Annotated in this window: 10 protein-coding genes; 3 read left to right on the top strand and 7 right to left on the bottom strand. The window is 62.6% G+C overall.

All coding sequences use genetic code 11. From position 1 onward, the window contains the following. Positions 1-38 precede the first annotated feature (38 nt). The 3 genes from WM94_RS27950 to azu form a co-directional block, all read right to left on the bottom strand. Entirely contained in the window at positions 39-1,196 is a 1,158-nt protein-coding gene (locus WM94_RS27950) for a hypothetical protein (protein WP_061552656.1), read from the bottom strand. A gap of 154 nt (positions 1,197-1,350) precedes the next feature. Continuing rightward, a complete protein-coding gene (locus tag WM94_RS27945) occupies positions 1,351-3,003 on the bottom strand; it encodes a cyclic peptide export ABC transporter (protein ID WP_015271335.1) in 1,653 nt (550 codons plus the stop codon). Between the two features lie 33 nt (positions 3,004-3,036). Beyond that, positions 3,037-3,486 (bottom strand): azurin, encoded by a 450-nt coding sequence (azu, locus tag WM94_RS27940; RefSeq protein ID WP_025340201.1) that lies wholly within the window; start codon positions 3,484-3,486, stop codon positions 3,037-3,039. A gap of 181 nt (positions 3,487-3,667) precedes the next feature. Between azu and WM94_RS27935 the strand changes: the two genes are divergently transcribed. Next, entirely contained in the window at positions 3,668-4,651 is a 984-nt protein-coding gene (locus WM94_RS27935; protein ID WP_061552655.1) for a TauD/TfdA family dioxygenase, read from the top strand. A 578-nt stretch (positions 4,652-5,229) separates the two neighbouring features. After that, the gene (locus tag WM94_RS27930) at positions 5,230-5,490 is read left to right on the top strand and encodes a DUF3077 domain-containing protein (protein ID WP_015271332.1); all 261 of its coding nucleotides are present in this window, start codon (positions 5,230-5,232) and stop codon (positions 5,488-5,490) included. A 333-nt stretch (positions 5,491-5,823) separates the two neighbouring features. On the opposite strand, the gene WM94_RS29995 is transcribed toward WM94_RS27930, so the two are convergent. The 4 genes from WM94_RS29995 to WM94_RS27920 all read right to left on the bottom strand — a co-directional run bounded on the left by WM94_RS29995 (position 5,824) and on the right by WM94_RS27920 (position 8,549). After that, positions 5,824-6,201, bottom strand: coding sequence for a hypothetical protein (locus WM94_RS29995; RefSeq protein ID WP_082810666.1), 378 nt, complete (start codon positions 6,199-6,201; stop codon positions 5,824-5,826). A gap of 1 nt (position 6,202) precedes the next feature. Further along, positions 6,203-6,442 carry a hypothetical protein gene (locus WM94_RS27925; RefSeq protein WP_061552654.1) on the bottom strand — a complete coding sequence of 80 codons (240 nt, stop codon included), beginning with the start codon at positions 6,440-6,442 and terminating at the stop codon, positions 6,203-6,205. Positions 6,443-6,742: 300 nt separating this feature from the next. Beyond that, complete coding sequence (locus tag WM94_RS30350; RefSeq protein ID WP_144084442.1) at positions 6,743-7,147, bottom strand: hypothetical protein; 405 nt, start codon at positions 7,145-7,147, stop codon at positions 6,743-6,745. Continuing rightward, positions 7,140-8,549, bottom strand: a complete 1,410-nt coding sequence (locus tag WM94_RS27920; RefSeq protein ID WP_061552653.1) for a PAAR domain-containing protein — start codon at positions 8,547-8,549, stop codon at positions 7,140-7,142. The genes WM94_RS30350 and WM94_RS27920 overlap by 8 nt, the downstream gene beginning before the upstream one ends. Positions 8,550-9,025: 476 nt before the next feature. On the opposite strand from WM94_RS27920, the gene WM94_RS27915 reads away from it, so the two are divergent. Continuing rightward, positions 9,026-15,490, top strand: coding sequence for a non-ribosomal peptide synthetase (locus tag WM94_RS27915; RefSeq protein WP_061552652.1), 6,465 nt, complete (start codon positions 9,026-9,028; stop codon positions 15,488-15,490).

Genomic DNA, 15,490 nt, shown 5'->3' with positions numbered 1-15,490 from the left:
GGGCGCAAAGCGCCCCCGGCGTCCTCTCAGAAAACCACTCAGGCAAGACCTTCCAGCAAACCGTCCGCTCGCACGATATCGACTATCACCTGTTCATCTACCGCGTACACCCCCCGCGATGCTTTCCACACCAGATTCTTGTCCTGCAAGGCGATAAGCGCTTGCTGCACCCCCGGTACCTCGGCCTTCACTTCGCTCGCATCCACGCCAGCCTGTTCCATCGCTTTGGCGTACAGTGCCATGGTCGGGGCCTCGAACGGCGCGTAGTCGTTCCCCTTTGCGCACATGACACGTAGAACCGCAGCCTGGATAGGCGTGAGGCTGTGGATCACCTTTTTCAGGTTTGCGTTCAAGTCATTGGCTTGTGCCTGGACAAGCTCTCTGAACCGTGCCGGAATGGCCTCGGGTTCAATGCCGAAGTCGAAGCGGATTTCATCCGCGGCCGCACCCAATAGCTCTGGGCGATAGCCGCTTTCCTTGAAGAGCTGAAACACCTCCGTTGAATCGAGTGCGCATGGCAGGTCGATATTGGCGCACAGCCAGTCGATGAAGTCCTGGTCCAGGGTCGGGAACTGCACCATGGAGGCGCCGAAGAACGCCTGGTCCTTGCTGCTGCGCAGCATGGCCAGCTTGTCCCGGTTTGAACCGGTGCAGACGATGCGCAAGCCATGGTGCTTCGAACTGTTGAGTTCGTCTCTGGCTGCCTTGAGGGCGAACAGCGCCGCTATTCCTTGCTCGGTCGTGATTGCATGCTGTGCTTCGTCGATGATCAGCACGATGATCTTGCGGGACTCATCGGAGAGCGCCGCCAGGGCGGTGGTCAGGTCGACATCTTGCCCCAGCCCGATCTTGTCCACGCTGAAATTCAGGCCGCCGACAGTGACCTTCTCCATGCCAGATGACTTTGCCAGCCGCGTGATGAAGCCTTCGTTACGCCCGACCGCCTCACGCACCGCTTCTACGATGACTTGCCCGGGATCCTTGGTCAGGTCTTTCCACAGATCGGCATACAGCACAATGGCCCCGGCTGTTTCGAGGGCCGGGCGCAGGTCTTCGCGGGCAAAGGTGGATTTCCCGGTACGTCGTGGCGCAGCGAGAAACACACCAGAGCTTGCTGCGCTGCCCACGGCGACTTGCAGGATCAATTTCGACAGGCGGGACGCAAGCGCCGGGCGGTGATAGACAGTTTCAGGCATCTCGGCCCCTCCGTTTCAATTTATAGTCGATTATAGATGGATTATAGAGGCATTATAGATCTGAGAGGCGCGGTGTTTATAGGGAATTATAGACAGACTATAGAACGATTATAGATTGTGGTGGATGAGGGGCGCGCAGCCCCCCTTTGCTGCCTCAAGCCGGCTCCAACGCCTCCACCACTTTCCCCCGGCTAAGGTGCACCACCTTGTCCGCCGTATCGAAATACCGGTCATCATGCGAAATCACGATGATGGTCTTGCCCAAACGCTTCAGGTCCGGCAGCAGCTCGGTGTAGAACACCCGGCGGAAGGTCGGGTCCTGGTCCGCCGCCCATTCGTCGAACACCAGCACCGGTCGCCCGTCCAGCCAGGCATTGACCAGTGCCAGGCGCTTGCGCTGGCCGGTCGACAGGTCGGTGGTGGTAAAGGCACCGTCGCGTACGCTCACCTTGTGGGCGATCTCCAGCCGCTCGAGGTAGCGCGTGGCATCACTGGGCAGGCTGTGTTCATGCTCGGGCAGGTCGTCGAACAGGTAGTAGTCGGCGAACACCGTGGTGAACAGCTGGCGATAGTCATCCAGCCCCTCCGGGCCGACGGCCTTGCCGTTCAGGCGCACTTCGCCGCGTTGCGGGGTGTATAGGCCGAGCAGCAGCTTGATCAGCGAAGTCTTGCCGCAGCCGTTCTCGCCGACGATGAACAGGATCTCGCCCGGTTCGATGCTCAGGTTCACCGGCCCCACGCGGAACGGCTCGTTGCCGTCCACCGGCGGGTAGGCGTACTCGACGTTGTGCAGTTCCAGGTGCGCGCTGGCCGGGGCGGTGCGCTTGACCGGCGGCTCCAGCAGCAGGTGCGGCTCGGGCGAGGAGAAGCGCTCGGACAGGTCGGCAATGCGGCGGAACGCCACCTGGGCGCGGCCGAGGATCGGCAGGTTGCCGATCAAGGTTTCCAGCGGGCCTTTCATGTACAGCAGCACCAGCACGAAGCCGCTCATCACCGCCGGGTCGTTGCTCGGCCATAGCGATTGCAGGGCCAGGGTCAGGCCGATGACCACGAAGAACAGCATCGACCCCAGGCTCTTGGCCGCGACGAAGATGTTGATGGCGCGGATATGGGTGTTGGCGATGAAGTCGGCGGTGCCCTGGATGTTACGGGTCAGCATGGCGTGGCGGCGGCGGCGGTCGATGCGCAGCTCCTTGGCGCCCTCGGCGATGGCCGAGTAGTGCTTCTGCAGGTTGTCTTCGGCATCGCGGGCGGCGTTGAAGCCGGCCACGCCTTTCTGCCTGGCCACGTACTGGATGCCACTGCCAATGCCGATGGCCGCCAGGGTGATGAGGAAGATCGGCCACGACAGCCAGGCCAGGTAGGCCATGCAGCCAGTCACGGTGGTGAGCGAGATGGCCAGCGGGGCGAAGGCGAAGGCAAAGTCGCTGATGGTGTCGACGTCGCGGGTCAGCACCGGGATCAGGCGATGGGTGCGGTAGCGCTCGATCTGCTCGATCGGCGCTGACAGCACCTTGGCGCCGAGGTCCTTGCGCAGCCTGGCGATGACTTTCTGCCCAACGTAGTTGGTACCGCTGTCGGCCGCCACGCTGCTGACCAAGGCCAGCACGCACAGGCCGGCGAAGGCCAGGATCACGCCCTGGCTCATGCCGCCAGCGGCATGCAGGCCCTGGTTGACGGTGGCCAGCAGGGCGGTCACGGCCAGACCGCCGAGCATGCCCAGCAGCACCGAGACGATTACCGCCGGGCGGTAGGGTTTCAGCAGGCCCAGCAATTCGCGGATGGCCCCGGGGGAGGAGGTTTTCATGAAGCGTGATCTCGCTGGTGAGGTGGGGGCGGGTCAGCTGCCGAGGGTCAGGGAGCCTTTCATCAAGGTGCCGTGGAACGGGAACGAGCAGTAGAAGCTGTACGCGGTACCTGCCTTCAGCGACCGGACGTCGAGGCTGATGCTGTCTGTTTCACCGCCGCCGATCAGGCGGGTGTGGGCGATCACCCGGGTGTCGCCGGGCTTCACGTAGTCCAGTGCCTCGCCGGCTTTCTGGCCGTCGTCGAGCACGCCTTGCATGTCGGCCTGGGTACTCAGCACCCAGTTGTGGCCCATCACGTTCTTCGGCATGTCGCCAGGGTGGGTGAGCGTGACGGTGAACACGGCGCAGGCCTTGGGCACGGTGATGGCGGCCTTGTCGAAGGTCATCTGGTCGGTGCCATGGATTTCCACGGCGCATGGCTCTGCCGACCACGCGGCAGGGGCCACGGCGAGCAGGGCGAGGAGCAGAAGCTGGCGAGTCATGTACGGTTCCTGGGCGATAGAAGGGTGCACATCGTTCAGACGAACCGGCGCGCGCCGGCTTTACCTGTGTGTGCGGGCCGGGTGAATTTCCCCATCGCCCGCTCGTTCACTCAGTCAGGCGCCGACATGGCGCACATCCCGATTTCGCCGCCTATGCGGCCCTGGCCTGAGGTGACCGGACATGAGTGAACTGCTGAGCTTTGCGATCGAACCCCTGGACGCTGCACGCGGCAACCTGCCACTGCTGGTGCGCGCGCCGGAGCCGGGCATCGACCTGCTGGAAGCCTTTGCCGAGTTGCAGCCGCTGGTGGACCGGCACCTGCTGCAGGCTGGCGGCATCCTGTTTCGCGGCTTCGAGGTGGGTGGTGCCGAAGCTTTCCGCCAGTTCGCTGCTTCTTTCGGTCACCCGCTGCTCAACTACGAGTTTGGCTCCACCCCGCGCAGCAACGTGACCAAGGGCGTGTACACCTCCACCGAGTACCCGGCGCACCAGAGCATCCCCCTGCACAACGAGCAGGCCTATACCCTGGAATGGCCGATGAAGATCTGGTTCTACAGCGTGATCCCCGCCGAGACCGGTGGCGAGACGCCGATTGCCGACAGCCGCGAGGTGTACCGGCGCATGCCGGTGCGCATTCGTGAGCGGCTGGTGGAGAAGGGGCTGATGTACGTGCGCAACTACGGCAACGGCCTTGATGTGGAATGGTCGCAGGTGTTCAACACTGAAGACCCGCGCCAGGTCGAGGCCTATTGCCGGGCGCATGCCATCGAGTGCATCTGGAAGGATGACGGCGAATTGCGCACCCGCCAGCGCTGCCAGGTGGTGGCGCGCCACCCGGTGACTGGGGAGGATGTGTGGTTCAACCAGGCGCACCTGTTCCATGTGTCGAACCTGCAGCCAGAAGTGCGCGAGTCGTTGATGGACATCGTCGAGGAAGAGGACCTGCCGCGTAACGTGTATTACGGCGACGGTACTACCGTCGAGGATTCGCTGCTCGATGAAGTGCGCGGGGTGCTGGACGAATGCACCATCAGCTTTCCGTGGCAGGCAAACGATGTGCTGATGCTGGACAACATGCTTGCGGCGCATGCGCGGTCGCCGTTTACCGGCAAGCGCAAGGTGGTGGTGGCGATGGCGCAGGGGTATAGCGAGGGGTTGGGCTGATTCGGGAGTGAGGGCTGCCATGTGCCTGCCTTGAGAGGTGTGGTGTCTGTGAGATCGAGCGCCGCCCGGGCGGCGCTTCGCGGGACAAGCCCGCTCCCACATTTGTTGCAACGTGGCCATGCCTGTGGGAGAGGCGTTGTCAGCCTGGGTGCATGGCTTGAGACAGGTGATGCGGCAGCAATGCCAACTCAGAAATCCAGTCAACCCACCAAGGCTGGCAACCATGGCCTGACAGGTTCGGCACGTTGCAACAAATGTGGGAGCGGGCTTGTCCCGCGAAGCGCCGCGCGGGCGGCGCTCGATCTCATAGGCACTGAAAGGGTTATGGCGAACACCTGTCAGCCCAGATGCATTCTCAAGACATGCCCCCAGCAACCTACAACAATCCCAGACTCTTCCTACGCCTCGGGACTGGCAACTCCACCCCTGCGAAATATCCTACAACCTCTGTCGACATGCGTCTGATTGTTCCTGCAAATCCCGCTCTCTAGGCTGTGCCCGTCGCTGACGGTTCAGCGATCGGGTGTGGAAACCTGTAGTAAGCATTTCAGGGTTTGTCGTTACATTCAGGAGAACCCATGACAGACGAAACCAAAACCACCCCCGGCGTTACCTACTTCTACCAAGGCGAAGGCCAAACCCATCCGCTGTTCCGTATCGCTGAGGGCATCCCCTGCCGCAGCGCCCGGGAGCAAGCCTCGGAACTGATGGGCTATGCTCGCGACTTGTCACTGACCGGCTTGATGGATGGCGATCAGCAGATGCTCTGGGCTTCGCATTACTTCGCAGCCATGGCCAAGGCGCTGCTGGATGATGCCGAGTTGGGTTTGCTGCGCTGATCCTTGTATTGGCTGGGCTGGCCCTTTCGCGGCTAAAGCCGCTCCTACAGGGATTGTGCATGCCTCAGGGTATGCACAACTCCTGTGGGAATGGGTTCATCTGGGGCAGGTTCCAGCAAGCAAGGTCTGGCTGATCGAGTTATTTCGTGAATGGTGCGTAACCTGACAAGAATCCAAAGAGCGCGGCCATAGGCATCCAGCAAGCAATTAACCACATAACATTTGCCCAAGTTATTTGTGAATTTTGCAGCCCGCACGCATCACCTTCGCATACATTGACTGCCTATTGTTTGGCGAACTCTCAGATGGTGCATTGCGTTGTCTCTGTTGTGGCTAAATAATGAAGTAGTTTATGACTAGCCAAGTGAATCCGGTTGTGCTTAACCATGATGCGATAACTATTTTGGTTTTCAATGGCTTGGGGAGTTGCTCATAATCTTCTTTGTCAAGTAGGCCTCTGCGAATACTTGAAATTGGGAAAGTGATGGCGCCTGCTACCATGAAAATCACCAGCATTCTTGAACGTATGCCTTTCTCTCCCCAAAGGGTTATGGCGTATGAAAGACATGGGCTTCGGTGAAGTGCTGTGACCATTTGTTTATATTGCTGAGAAATTGCAATGTGAAAGTCCATTGCAAGTGCGGTCAAGCCGAGGCAGAAAGGTGAGGCTACTATAAATAGCCTTAATTTTATGTCCAGATGATCAATCATCTTAAAAGACCTCGAAGATTACTTCACCTAATTCTTCGCCGCCGCCCATGCCTGCAATGCCCTCGACGATGGTGCCCGCTTGTCCACATAGCGGGCAGGGTCTAGTCGGCTCGCCTTGAAGCAGCCAGTTGCGGCCATGCACACGGCCCCTGGCTTGGCTGGCAATGCAGATGGCGCCTGTGGTGGTTTCGTCACCGTCCAGGCCTTGGTATCGGCCGAAGATGTTCATGCGCATGCTCATGGCTCGCCTCTTTTTAAGGTGGAAGCCAGGAACCTAGCAGGCTGTTGGCGGGTATTTTCGGGGTGGAAGGGATTTAGGAAGGGGCCTACAAGGAATAGGGATTTGGACTACATGTTTTGTTGTGGTAATGCCCCTATGACTGCACCAGTCCGTTCCTCGGCTGTGCTTGCTTTGCCTTACCTTCGTCTCAAGACTTTTTACACAGAGCCTTGGTGCTGCAAGGGAACATACAGCTGTCTATCGCTGCTGTATGTTCCCTTGCAGCACTCGGCCTCTCCCATGGGCTATGCTTCGGTCGAGTTAACTCCAGAATTGCATGCGCTTCAGTTTGATCAGTACGGCGGCTAACACTGCCCAGGCAAATGCTGCTAGCAATAAACAGAATGCAATACGCATTTTGGTTTTTAAGTTGGTTGGAAAACTAGAAGCATCATTTTGATCGAGAAGTCCTCTTTTCAAGAAGAATTCGGGGTCTAGCGCGATTCCGCTCAGTGTGGCTACGACTGATACCCTTGAATAAAAACTACGTTCTCCCCACCAATGCGTAGCTCGTTTCAAACATTCACTTCTACTCAAGGCGTGCTGGATATTCCGGTAGTTAGGCAGGTAAGCGAGTTGCGCTGTCATTGACAGTCCTGCTAAAGAGAGTGCGAAAGGCATGGCCAGAAATCCCAGACCCCAGAGAGACTCCAGAAATTCATTCATGTTCGGTTAATTCATAGAGCTCTTCCCCTATGTACTCGCCCATGCTCATGCCAGCTACGCTCCCGGCGTACGAACTAGCACCGACGACTGCAATGGCACATGCTGCTCCACTTATGGGCCCAAGGCTCACGCAGGCAAAGCCTGCTATCGCTTTTCCAGCTACTCCCGCAGCGGCACCTACTGCTAGTCCTCCTGAAAAGTTGCCTATCTCAGTGAATCTTATTTTTCTGCATGATTGAGAATTGCCTGACCTACATACCTCTTGAGTTTTCAGCCAAGACGATCCACCACCGATCGCCAGCCCTACATATCCACCTTTTTTTAGGTAGTTAGATAAACGTGTCAACTTGTCCAGATGCGTTGAATATCCAGGGATGCCCCCGGGCGCTCCAGCCTTGCTCCAGTGATGTACTAGGATTTTTGAGGAAATGCCTAAGTCGCCCCGTAATCTGTCATGGCTTCCGAGGTTCATGTGCTTGTTAAGAAAGCCCATCTTCAGTTGCGCATCCAATTGTCCGAGTAGCTTTCTACGTTCAGCAAAAAACTCCGGACTACGTAGATGTCCATGCTTGGAAAACTGATGCTGGTGCAGCTCTTCGATCTTGCGCAACGTCGCGCTAAGATCATCTAGCGCCTGAGCCATCATGGCGCCGCTCACTCCCATTGCCAAGCTGGTACTGCTCAACAAACCTGCTATTTCAGGCAAGTGACGCATCATGAAGTCAGCTTCTTCCGGCGTGAGATCTGCCAAGTCCTCTCGCGCCTGTTTAGCCGCACTCATCGCATATTGCTCTTCACGGGTGCAGGCCGGGCGACTGTAACCATCGCCAATGACAAAGATCTCGCCCGCCTTGAACCCCTGCTGATAGGTCGGATTCAGCCGCTCCAGAATTGACCGAGGCAGGTTGGCCTGCGGCGCGCCCAGCTCTGCCAGGACTTCCTGGTATGACATGCAGCGCGGAACGATGTAGAAGCCGGGTTCCATGCCTTGAGGAATGGGCGAGGGCTGAACCGCCTCAGGCTGATAGGTACTTCTTATTGTGTTACGCGTCTGGGCGTGTGCTGGTGCCTCACGAACAGGCTCAGATGCGGGTGCCCCGCGCGAAGCCGGAGGTGCGTACCCACTTGCAACCAGGCGATTGCTGCCCTGTGGGCACCCGCATTGCACCAGTGCTCCGTCCAGAGCCGTGGGAATACCATCCTGCCGCCAGCGGACTTCGCCCTCGACGATGGTGCCCGTTTGTCCACATAGCGGGCAGGGTGTGGTCGGGTCGCCTTGAAGTAGCCAGTTGCAGCCATGCACACGGCCCCTCGCTTGGCTGGCAATGCAGATGGCGCCTGTGGTGGTTTCGTCGCCGTCCAGGCCTTGGTATCGGCCGAAGATGTTCATGCGCATGCTCATGGCTCGCCTCTTTTTCAGGTGGAAGCCAGGAACCTAGCAGGCGGTTGGCGGGTATTTTCGGGGTGGCGGGGGTTTAGGAAGAGTCCTACAAGGGATAGAGATTTGGACTACGTTATTTTATTGATGGCAATGCCGGTCTCTTAGCGGGCATGCCCGCTCCATAGAACAACACATAAGTCATTGATTTAGCGGGGCTCTGTGGGAGCGGGCGCGCCCGCGAACACCGGCGTAGCCGGTGCCATACACCGCGTTAGGCCCTTCGCGGGCGCGCCCGCTCCCACAGTGAATGTGACACCCTCTCGAACCTTGTTCCCTATGTGACTGTGCAACCCGAAGATCTGGGCAATCTCCCAGCGCGGTCGGTGTGGGAGCTGGCTTGCCGGCGATCACCGGCGCAGCCGGTGCCATACACACTAAATCACCCCCCCACACCTTCGTCTGACAGTTACCGCTCGACTGCCAGGACACCGCTCGACATGAATGCCGACCAAACGCTCAAGCTCGCCCGCCGCTTCATCGAACTCAGCCCCGACAAGCGCCGCCTGTTCCTCAAGGCGCTGCAGGGCGAGGGCATGGATTTTTCCGTGCTGCCGATTGCGCCCGGGGTAGAGGTGGCCGAGCGTGACCAGCTGTCGTACGCCCAGCGGCGCATGTGGTTCCTCTGGCAGCTCGACCCGCAAGGCGCGGCGTATAACCTGCCCATGGCCGTGCGCCTGAATGGCTCGCTGGATCTGGCCGCCCTGCAGCACGCCTTCGATGCCCTGGTGGCCCGCCACGAAACCCTGCGCACCCGCTTCGTCGCCGACGGCGATGACGTGCGCCAGCAGGTCGAGGCCAGCGCCGCCCCGTTGCAGCTGCACCAGGATGCCCTGGCCGGCCTGGACGAGGGCGCCCGTCAGGCCGCCATCGAAACCATCGCCGAAGCCGAAGCCCTGGCCCCCTTCGACCTGGCCAGCGGCCCGCTGCTGCGTGTGCGCCTGCTGCAACTGGCGGCAGAGGAGCACATACTGCTGCTCACCCTGCACCACATCGTCGCCGACGGCTGGTCGATGAACGTGCTGATCGACGAATTCCTGCACCTGTACGACGCCGCCGTGGCCGGCAGCGAAGCCCGCCTGGAACCGCTGCCAATCCAGTACCGCGACTACGCCCTGTGGCAGCGCAGCTGGCTCCAGGCCGGTGAGCAGGAGCGCCAGCTGGCCTACTGGCAGGCGCGCCTGGGCGATGACCATTCGCCGCTGGAGCTGCCACTGGACCGCAGCCGCGAGGGCCGCCCCAGCTATCGTGGCGCGCGTCACGAGTTCCCCATCGCCGCGGATGTCGTCGAACGGCTGCGCGGCCTGGCACGCAAGCATAACGTCACCCTGTTCATGGTCCTGCTGGCCGCCTTCAAGCTGCTACTGCAGCGCTACAGCGGCCAGTCGGCGATCCGTGTCGGCGTGCCCATCGCCAACCGCAACCGCGCCGAAAGCCAAGGGCTGATCGGCTGCTTCATCAATACCCAGGTATTGCACACCGAAATCGACCCACTGCTGGACATCACCGGCCTGCTCCAGCGCGTGCGCGAAACCGCCCTAGGCGCGCAAAGCCACCAGGACCTGCCGTTCGAGCAACTGGTAGAAGCCCTGGACCTGCCGCGCAGCAGCGAGAGCCCGCTGTTCCGTGTGCTGTTCAACCACCAGGCGCAGGTGGCGGATGTGCAGGCCATCGAGACCCGCTCCGGTTTGCACCTGGCGCCGGTCAACCTGGCAAAGCACAGCGCCCGCTTCGACCTGGCGCTGGACACCCATGAGCGAGCGGGGCAACTGCACGCAGCGTTCACCTATGCGACCGACGTGTTCGATACGGCCACCGTCGAAGCCCTTGGCGAGCAGTGGCTGGCCCTGGTGCAGGCATTGGCCGACGAAGCGGGTGGCGCAGTCGGCGAGCTGCCATTGCCAGGCCTGGCCCCTGCCATTGGCGCGCCTGCGCAGGCTGACGCAACGCTGCTGGTTCACCAGCGTTTTGCCTCGGCCGCCAGCCGCCACCCCGAACGCACGGCGGTGATGGCTGCGGGCGAGCAGGCCAGCTTCGCCGAACTCGATGCCCGCGCCGAAGCAATTGCAGGCCGGCTGGTGGAAGCCGGAGCAGGGCCGGACACACTGGTCGGCGTGCTGGCCGACCGCAGTGTCGGCATGCTCGCCAGTATCCTCGGCGTGCTCAAGGCCGGTGGCGCCTACCTGCCACTGGAGCCCGAGCAGCCGGCCGAACGCTTGGCCTACATGCTCGCCGACAGCGGTACGCGCCTTGTACTGGCGCCCGGTAACTGGCAGGCCGAACTGCCCGAGGGCGTGCAGCGCCTGGACTGGGCGCAAACCGACAGCGGCAGCGCCGCCCGCATCGCCCCGGCGCCGGCCAACCTGGCCTACGTGATCTACACCTCCGGCACCACCGGCCAGCCCAAGGGCGTGGCGATCAGCCACGGCGCCCTGGCCAACTACGTCGAAGGCATCGCCGCGCGCCTGCTGCTCAAGCGTATCCGCAGCATGGCCCAGGTCTCGACCCCGGCTGCCGACCTCGGCCACACCATGCTGTTCGGCGCCTTGTGCGGCGGCCACACCCTGCATTTGCTGCTACGCGAGCAGGTGCTGGATGCCGAAGGCTTCGCCGCCTACCTGACCGAGCACCAGGTAGACGCGCTGAAGATCGTACCGTCGCACCTGGAGGCCATGTTGGTGGCTGGCCGCTCGGCGCTGCCGGCCCAGTGCCTGGTGCTCGGCGGCGAGGCCATCAGCCCGAGCCTGCTGGGCAAGGTCCGCAACCTGGCCCCGGCGCTCAAGGTGTTCAACCACTACGGCCCGACCGAGACCACCGTCGGTGTGCTGGTCGCCGAACTGAACGGGCAGGCCAGCCTCGGCCAGCCACTGGCCAACACCCGCGTCGCGGTGCTCGACCGCTGCCTGCAACCCCTGCCGGCCAAAGCCAAGGGCGAGCTGTACATCGGTGGCGCCGGCCTGGCCCGTGGCTACCTGAACCGCCCGGCACTCACCGCCGAGCGCTTCGTTCCCGACCCGAACGGCCACGGCCAGCGCCTGTACCGCAGCGGTGACTGGGTTCGCCAAGGCAGCGACCTGCAGTTCGCCGGGCGCATGGATGGCCAGGTCAAGGTCCGTGGCTATCGCGTGGAACTGGCCGAAATCGAAAACCAGCTGCGTGCCCTGGGCGGTGTCGCCAATGCCCTGGTGCGCGTGCATGGCCAGGCGCCGCAACTGCAACTGGCTGCCTGGCTGGTGCCCAGCCAGATGCCGGCCGACAGCCTGGCCTGGCAGGAATCGATCCGCGCCAGCCTCAAGAGCCTGCTGCCCGAGCACATGGTGCCGACCCACCTGATGGTGCTGGAGCACCTGCCGGTCACGGTCAACGGTAAGGTCGATGTCAAGGCACTGCCGGAACCCGCCGCCACCCAGGTGGCCTATCAAGCGCCGCAGACCCCGCTGCAAACGCAATTGGCACAGATCTGGGCGCAAGTCCTGCAAGTACCGCAGGTAGGCCTGGGTGACAACTTCTTTGCCCTTGGCGGCCATTCGCTGCTGGCCACCCAGGCAATATCGCGGATACGCAAGCAGCTGGGCGTGGATATCCCGCTGCGCAGCCTGTTCGACACCGTCGACCTGCAGGCCTTTGCCCAGGCAGTGGCCGAAGGCGAGCAGGGCGCAGGCCTGGACATCGAGATCCTCGATCGCCAGCAACCCCTGCCGGTGTCCCGCTCGCAAAACCGCCAGTGGCTGTTCTGGAAGCTCAACCCCGAAAGCCTGGCCTACAACACGCCGATGGCCGTGCGCATGCAGGGCCACCTCGACCACTGCGCCGTGCAGGCTGCGCTGGATGCCTTGGTAACCCGCCACGAATCGTTGCGCACTGTTTTCGTCGAGGCCGACGGCCTGCCTTGGCAGCGCATCCTGCCGGCTGCCACGGTACCGATCGGTTTCGAAGACCTCAGCGGCCAGGACCACGCCGCGCAGATGCGCAAGCTGGAAGCCGAAGCCTTCGTCCCGTTCGACCTGGAGCACGGCCCGCTGCTGCGCGCACGGCTGTTCAAGGTGCATGCGCAGGAGCACCTGCTGTCATTGACCTTGCACCATATCGTCTCCGATGGCTGGTCGATGAGCCTGCTGGTGCGCGAGTTCGCCGCCGCCTACAACGCCGCCGCCACGGGCCAGGCGCAAGCCGTCGAGCCGCTGCCGGTGCAGTACGCCGACTTCGCCGCCTGGCAGCGCAAGTGGCTGGCCGAGGGGCAGATGCAGGCGCAGATCGACTACTGGAAGGCCCGCCTGGAAGACGACTTCGAAGTGCTGGAACTGCCTGCCGACCGCATTCGCCCGCAGGTAAGAAGCTACCAGGGCAGCCGCTTCGACGTGCGCCTGCCACAGGCCCTCACCGAGCGCCTGCGGGCACTGGCGGTGGCATCCAACGCCACATTGTTCCATGTGTTCCTGGCGGCCTATGCCATCGTGCTGTCGCGCTACAGCCGCAAGGGCACGCTCAACATCGGTGTGCCGGTCACCAACCGCAACCGCCTGGAGCTTGAAGGGCTGATCGGCTTCTTCATCAACGTGGTCGTGGCTCGTATCCGTGTCGATGGCAGCCAGCCGTTCTCGCAGCTGCTGGCGGCGATCAAGGAGACCACCCTGCAGGCCCAGGCCAACAAGGATGTGCCGTTCCTCGAAGTAGCCGAGGCGCTGTATCCGGAGCGTGACCAGGGTGTGAACCCGATCTTCCAGGTGCTGTACAACCACCTGCGCGACCTCGGCGAGCAGGTGTCCAGCGATGCCCTGCACGGCCTGCAGGTCAAGGAAGTGGACCTGCTGGAGCCGGGCGCGCAGTACGACATATCGCTCAACACCCTGGAGCGCTCCGATGGCGTGACGGCCTCGTTCAACTATTCCACCGACCTGTTCGATGCCGCACGTATCGAGCGCATGGCCGGGCATTGGCAAGCACTGCTGGAAGCCATCTGCGCCGAACCACAATGCTGCATTGCCGATTTGGATTTCCTTGGCAGTAGCGAACGCCAGCAGCTGACCCACGGCTGGAACCCGGCGCCCCAGGCTGGCAGCGGCTTGTGTGCGCACCAGCTGCTGGCGCGACAGGCCCACGAGCGGCCGGATGCGCTGGCGCTGATCTTCGACGACCAGCAGATGACCTACGCCGAACTGGACCGCAGCAGCAACCAGCTGGCTCACCGCCTTCGGGCGCTGGGCGTGGGGCCGGACTGCCTGGTTGGCGTGGCTGTCGAGCGCGGCCTGGGCATGGCCCTGGCGCTGATCGCCATTCACAAGGCGGGTGGCGCCTATGTGCCACTGGACCCGGACTACCCGCAAGAACGCCTGGTCTACATGGTCGAGGACAGCAATATCGGCCTGCTGCTGGCCGACGTGCCCTCGCGTGAGCGCCTGCAATTGGGCAAGCAACTGCCCTGCGTGGTACTGGAGCCGGGCACCGAGTGGCTGCAAGCCTGGCCCGCCGAACCGCTGGCCAACCTGGCGGCACCGCACAACCTCGCCTATGTCATCTACACCTCCGGCTCCACCGGCATGCCCAAGGGCGTGGCCATCGACCACCATGCCCTGTCGCTGTTCTGCCAGGTGGCCGGCGACTATTCGCGCCTCACCCCGAGCGATCGCGTGCTGCAGTTCGCCACCATCAGCTTCGATGGCTTCATCGAGCAGTTCTTCCCACCGCTGGCCCAGGGCGCCTGTGTGGTGCTGCGCGACCTGCGGCTGTGGGACACCGCCACCCTGCTGGACGAGATCAACCGCCACGGCGTGACCGTGGCCGACCTGCCGGCGGCCTACTGGCGCCTGCTGGCGCTGGAGCGCCGAGCCCCTGCGGCCTATGGCCGGCTGAAGCAGATTCACGTGGGGGGAGAAGCGGTGCCGGAAGATGCCCTGCGCGCCTGGCTGGCCGATGGCCCGCCAGCAGTGCGCCTGCTGAACACCTACGGCCCGACCGAAGCCACCGTGGTCGCCACCACCTACGATTGTTCGCAGATGACCGTGGAGCAGATCAGCCTGGGCGGCGTACCGATCGGCCGTGCCTTGCCGGGGCGTACCCTGCATGCTCTGGACGATGGACTGGCGCCGACACCGGTGGGCGTGCCCGGCGAGCTGTTCATCGGCGGGGCAGGGTGCTTGGCGCGCGGTTATCACCAGCGGCCGTCACTCACCGCCGAGCGCTTCATCCCCGACCCGTTCGACCCGGTTGGCGGTGGCCGCCTGTACCGCACCGGCGACCTCGGCTGCTACGACGAAAACGGCCAGCTGGCCTATCGCGGGCGGGTCGACCACCAGGTGAAGGTGCGCGGCTTCCGTATCGAGCTGGGCGAGATCGAGCAGTACCTGCGGGCGCACCCGGACGTTCGCGAAGCCACCGTGCTGGCCATCGACCTGCCCGGTGGCAAGCAGCTATGCGCCTATGCGGTGCCGGCCGAAGGCTACCGCGGCGATCTGCGCCAGGCCCTGAAGCAGTACCTCAAGGCCAGCCTGCCGGACTACATGATCCCGGCCTACCTGGTGACCCTGCCGAGCATGCCGCTGACCCCCAGCGGCAAACTCGACCGCAAGGCGCTGCCGCTGCCCGACCCGAACCAGCCACAGCATGACTACCAGGCGCCGCAGACCGAGCGGCAGCAGCAGCTGGCGAACATCTGGGCGCAGTTGCTTAACGTTGCCCGGGTCGGCCTGAGCGACAACTTCTTCGAGCTGGGCGGCCACTCCTTGCTGGCGGCCCAGGCAGTGTCGCGGATCAACGTCGAGCTGGGGCTGGACATACCCCTGCGGCTGATCTTCAGCCACCCCGAACTACGCGCGTTCGCCCAGGCACTGGACGAGCAGGGCCTGTCGCTCTCCGACGATGGCCTGAGCGATATCGAACACATGATGAATGCATTCACAGAGGCTTGA

Source organism: Pseudomonas sp. ABFPK, assembly GCF_001586765.1.
Lineage (GTDB): Bacteria > Pseudomonadota > Gammaproteobacteria > Pseudomonadales > Pseudomonadaceae > Aquipseudomonas > Aquipseudomonas asiatica.
The sequence above is the reverse complement of the archived record's forward strand: the minus strand, read 5'-3'. Positions and strand labels throughout refer to the sequence as shown.

Coding starts and splice junctions, on each gene's coding strand:
- WM94_RS27950 (WP_061552656.1), bottom strand. CDS start 1,196: ATGCCTGAAACTGTCTATCACCGCCCGGCGCTTGCGTCCCGCCTGTCG.
- WM94_RS27945 (WP_015271335.1), bottom strand. CDS start 3,003: ATGAAAACCTCCTCCCCCGGGGCCATCCGCGAATTGCTGGGCCTGCTG.
- azu (WP_025340201.1), bottom strand. CDS start 3,486: ATGACTCGCCAGCTTCTGCTCCTCGCCCTGCTCGCCGTGGCCCCTGCC.
- WM94_RS27935 (WP_061552655.1), top strand. CDS start 3,668: ATGAGTGAACTGCTGAGCTTTGCGATCGAACCCCTGGACGCTGCACGC.
- WM94_RS27930 (WP_015271332.1), top strand. CDS start 5,230: ATGACAGACGAAACCAAAACCACCCCCGGCGTTACCTACTTCTACCAA.
- WM94_RS29995 (WP_082810666.1), bottom strand. CDS start 6,201: ATGATTGATCATCTGGACATAAAATTAAGGCTATTTATAGTAGCCTCA.
- WM94_RS27925 (WP_061552654.1), bottom strand. CDS start 6,442: ATGAGCATGCGCATGAACATCTTCGGCCGATACCAAGGCCTGGACGGT.
- WM94_RS30350 (WP_144084442.1), bottom strand. CDS start 7,147: ATGAATGAATTTCTGGAGTCTCTCTGGGGTCTGGGATTTCTGGCCATG.
- WM94_RS27920 (WP_061552653.1), bottom strand. CDS start 8,549: ATGAGCATGCGCATGAACATCTTCGGCCGATACCAAGGCCTGGACGGC.
- WM94_RS27915 (WP_061552652.1), top strand. CDS start 9,026: ATGAATGCCGACCAAACGCTCAAGCTCGCCCGCCGCTTCATCGAACTC.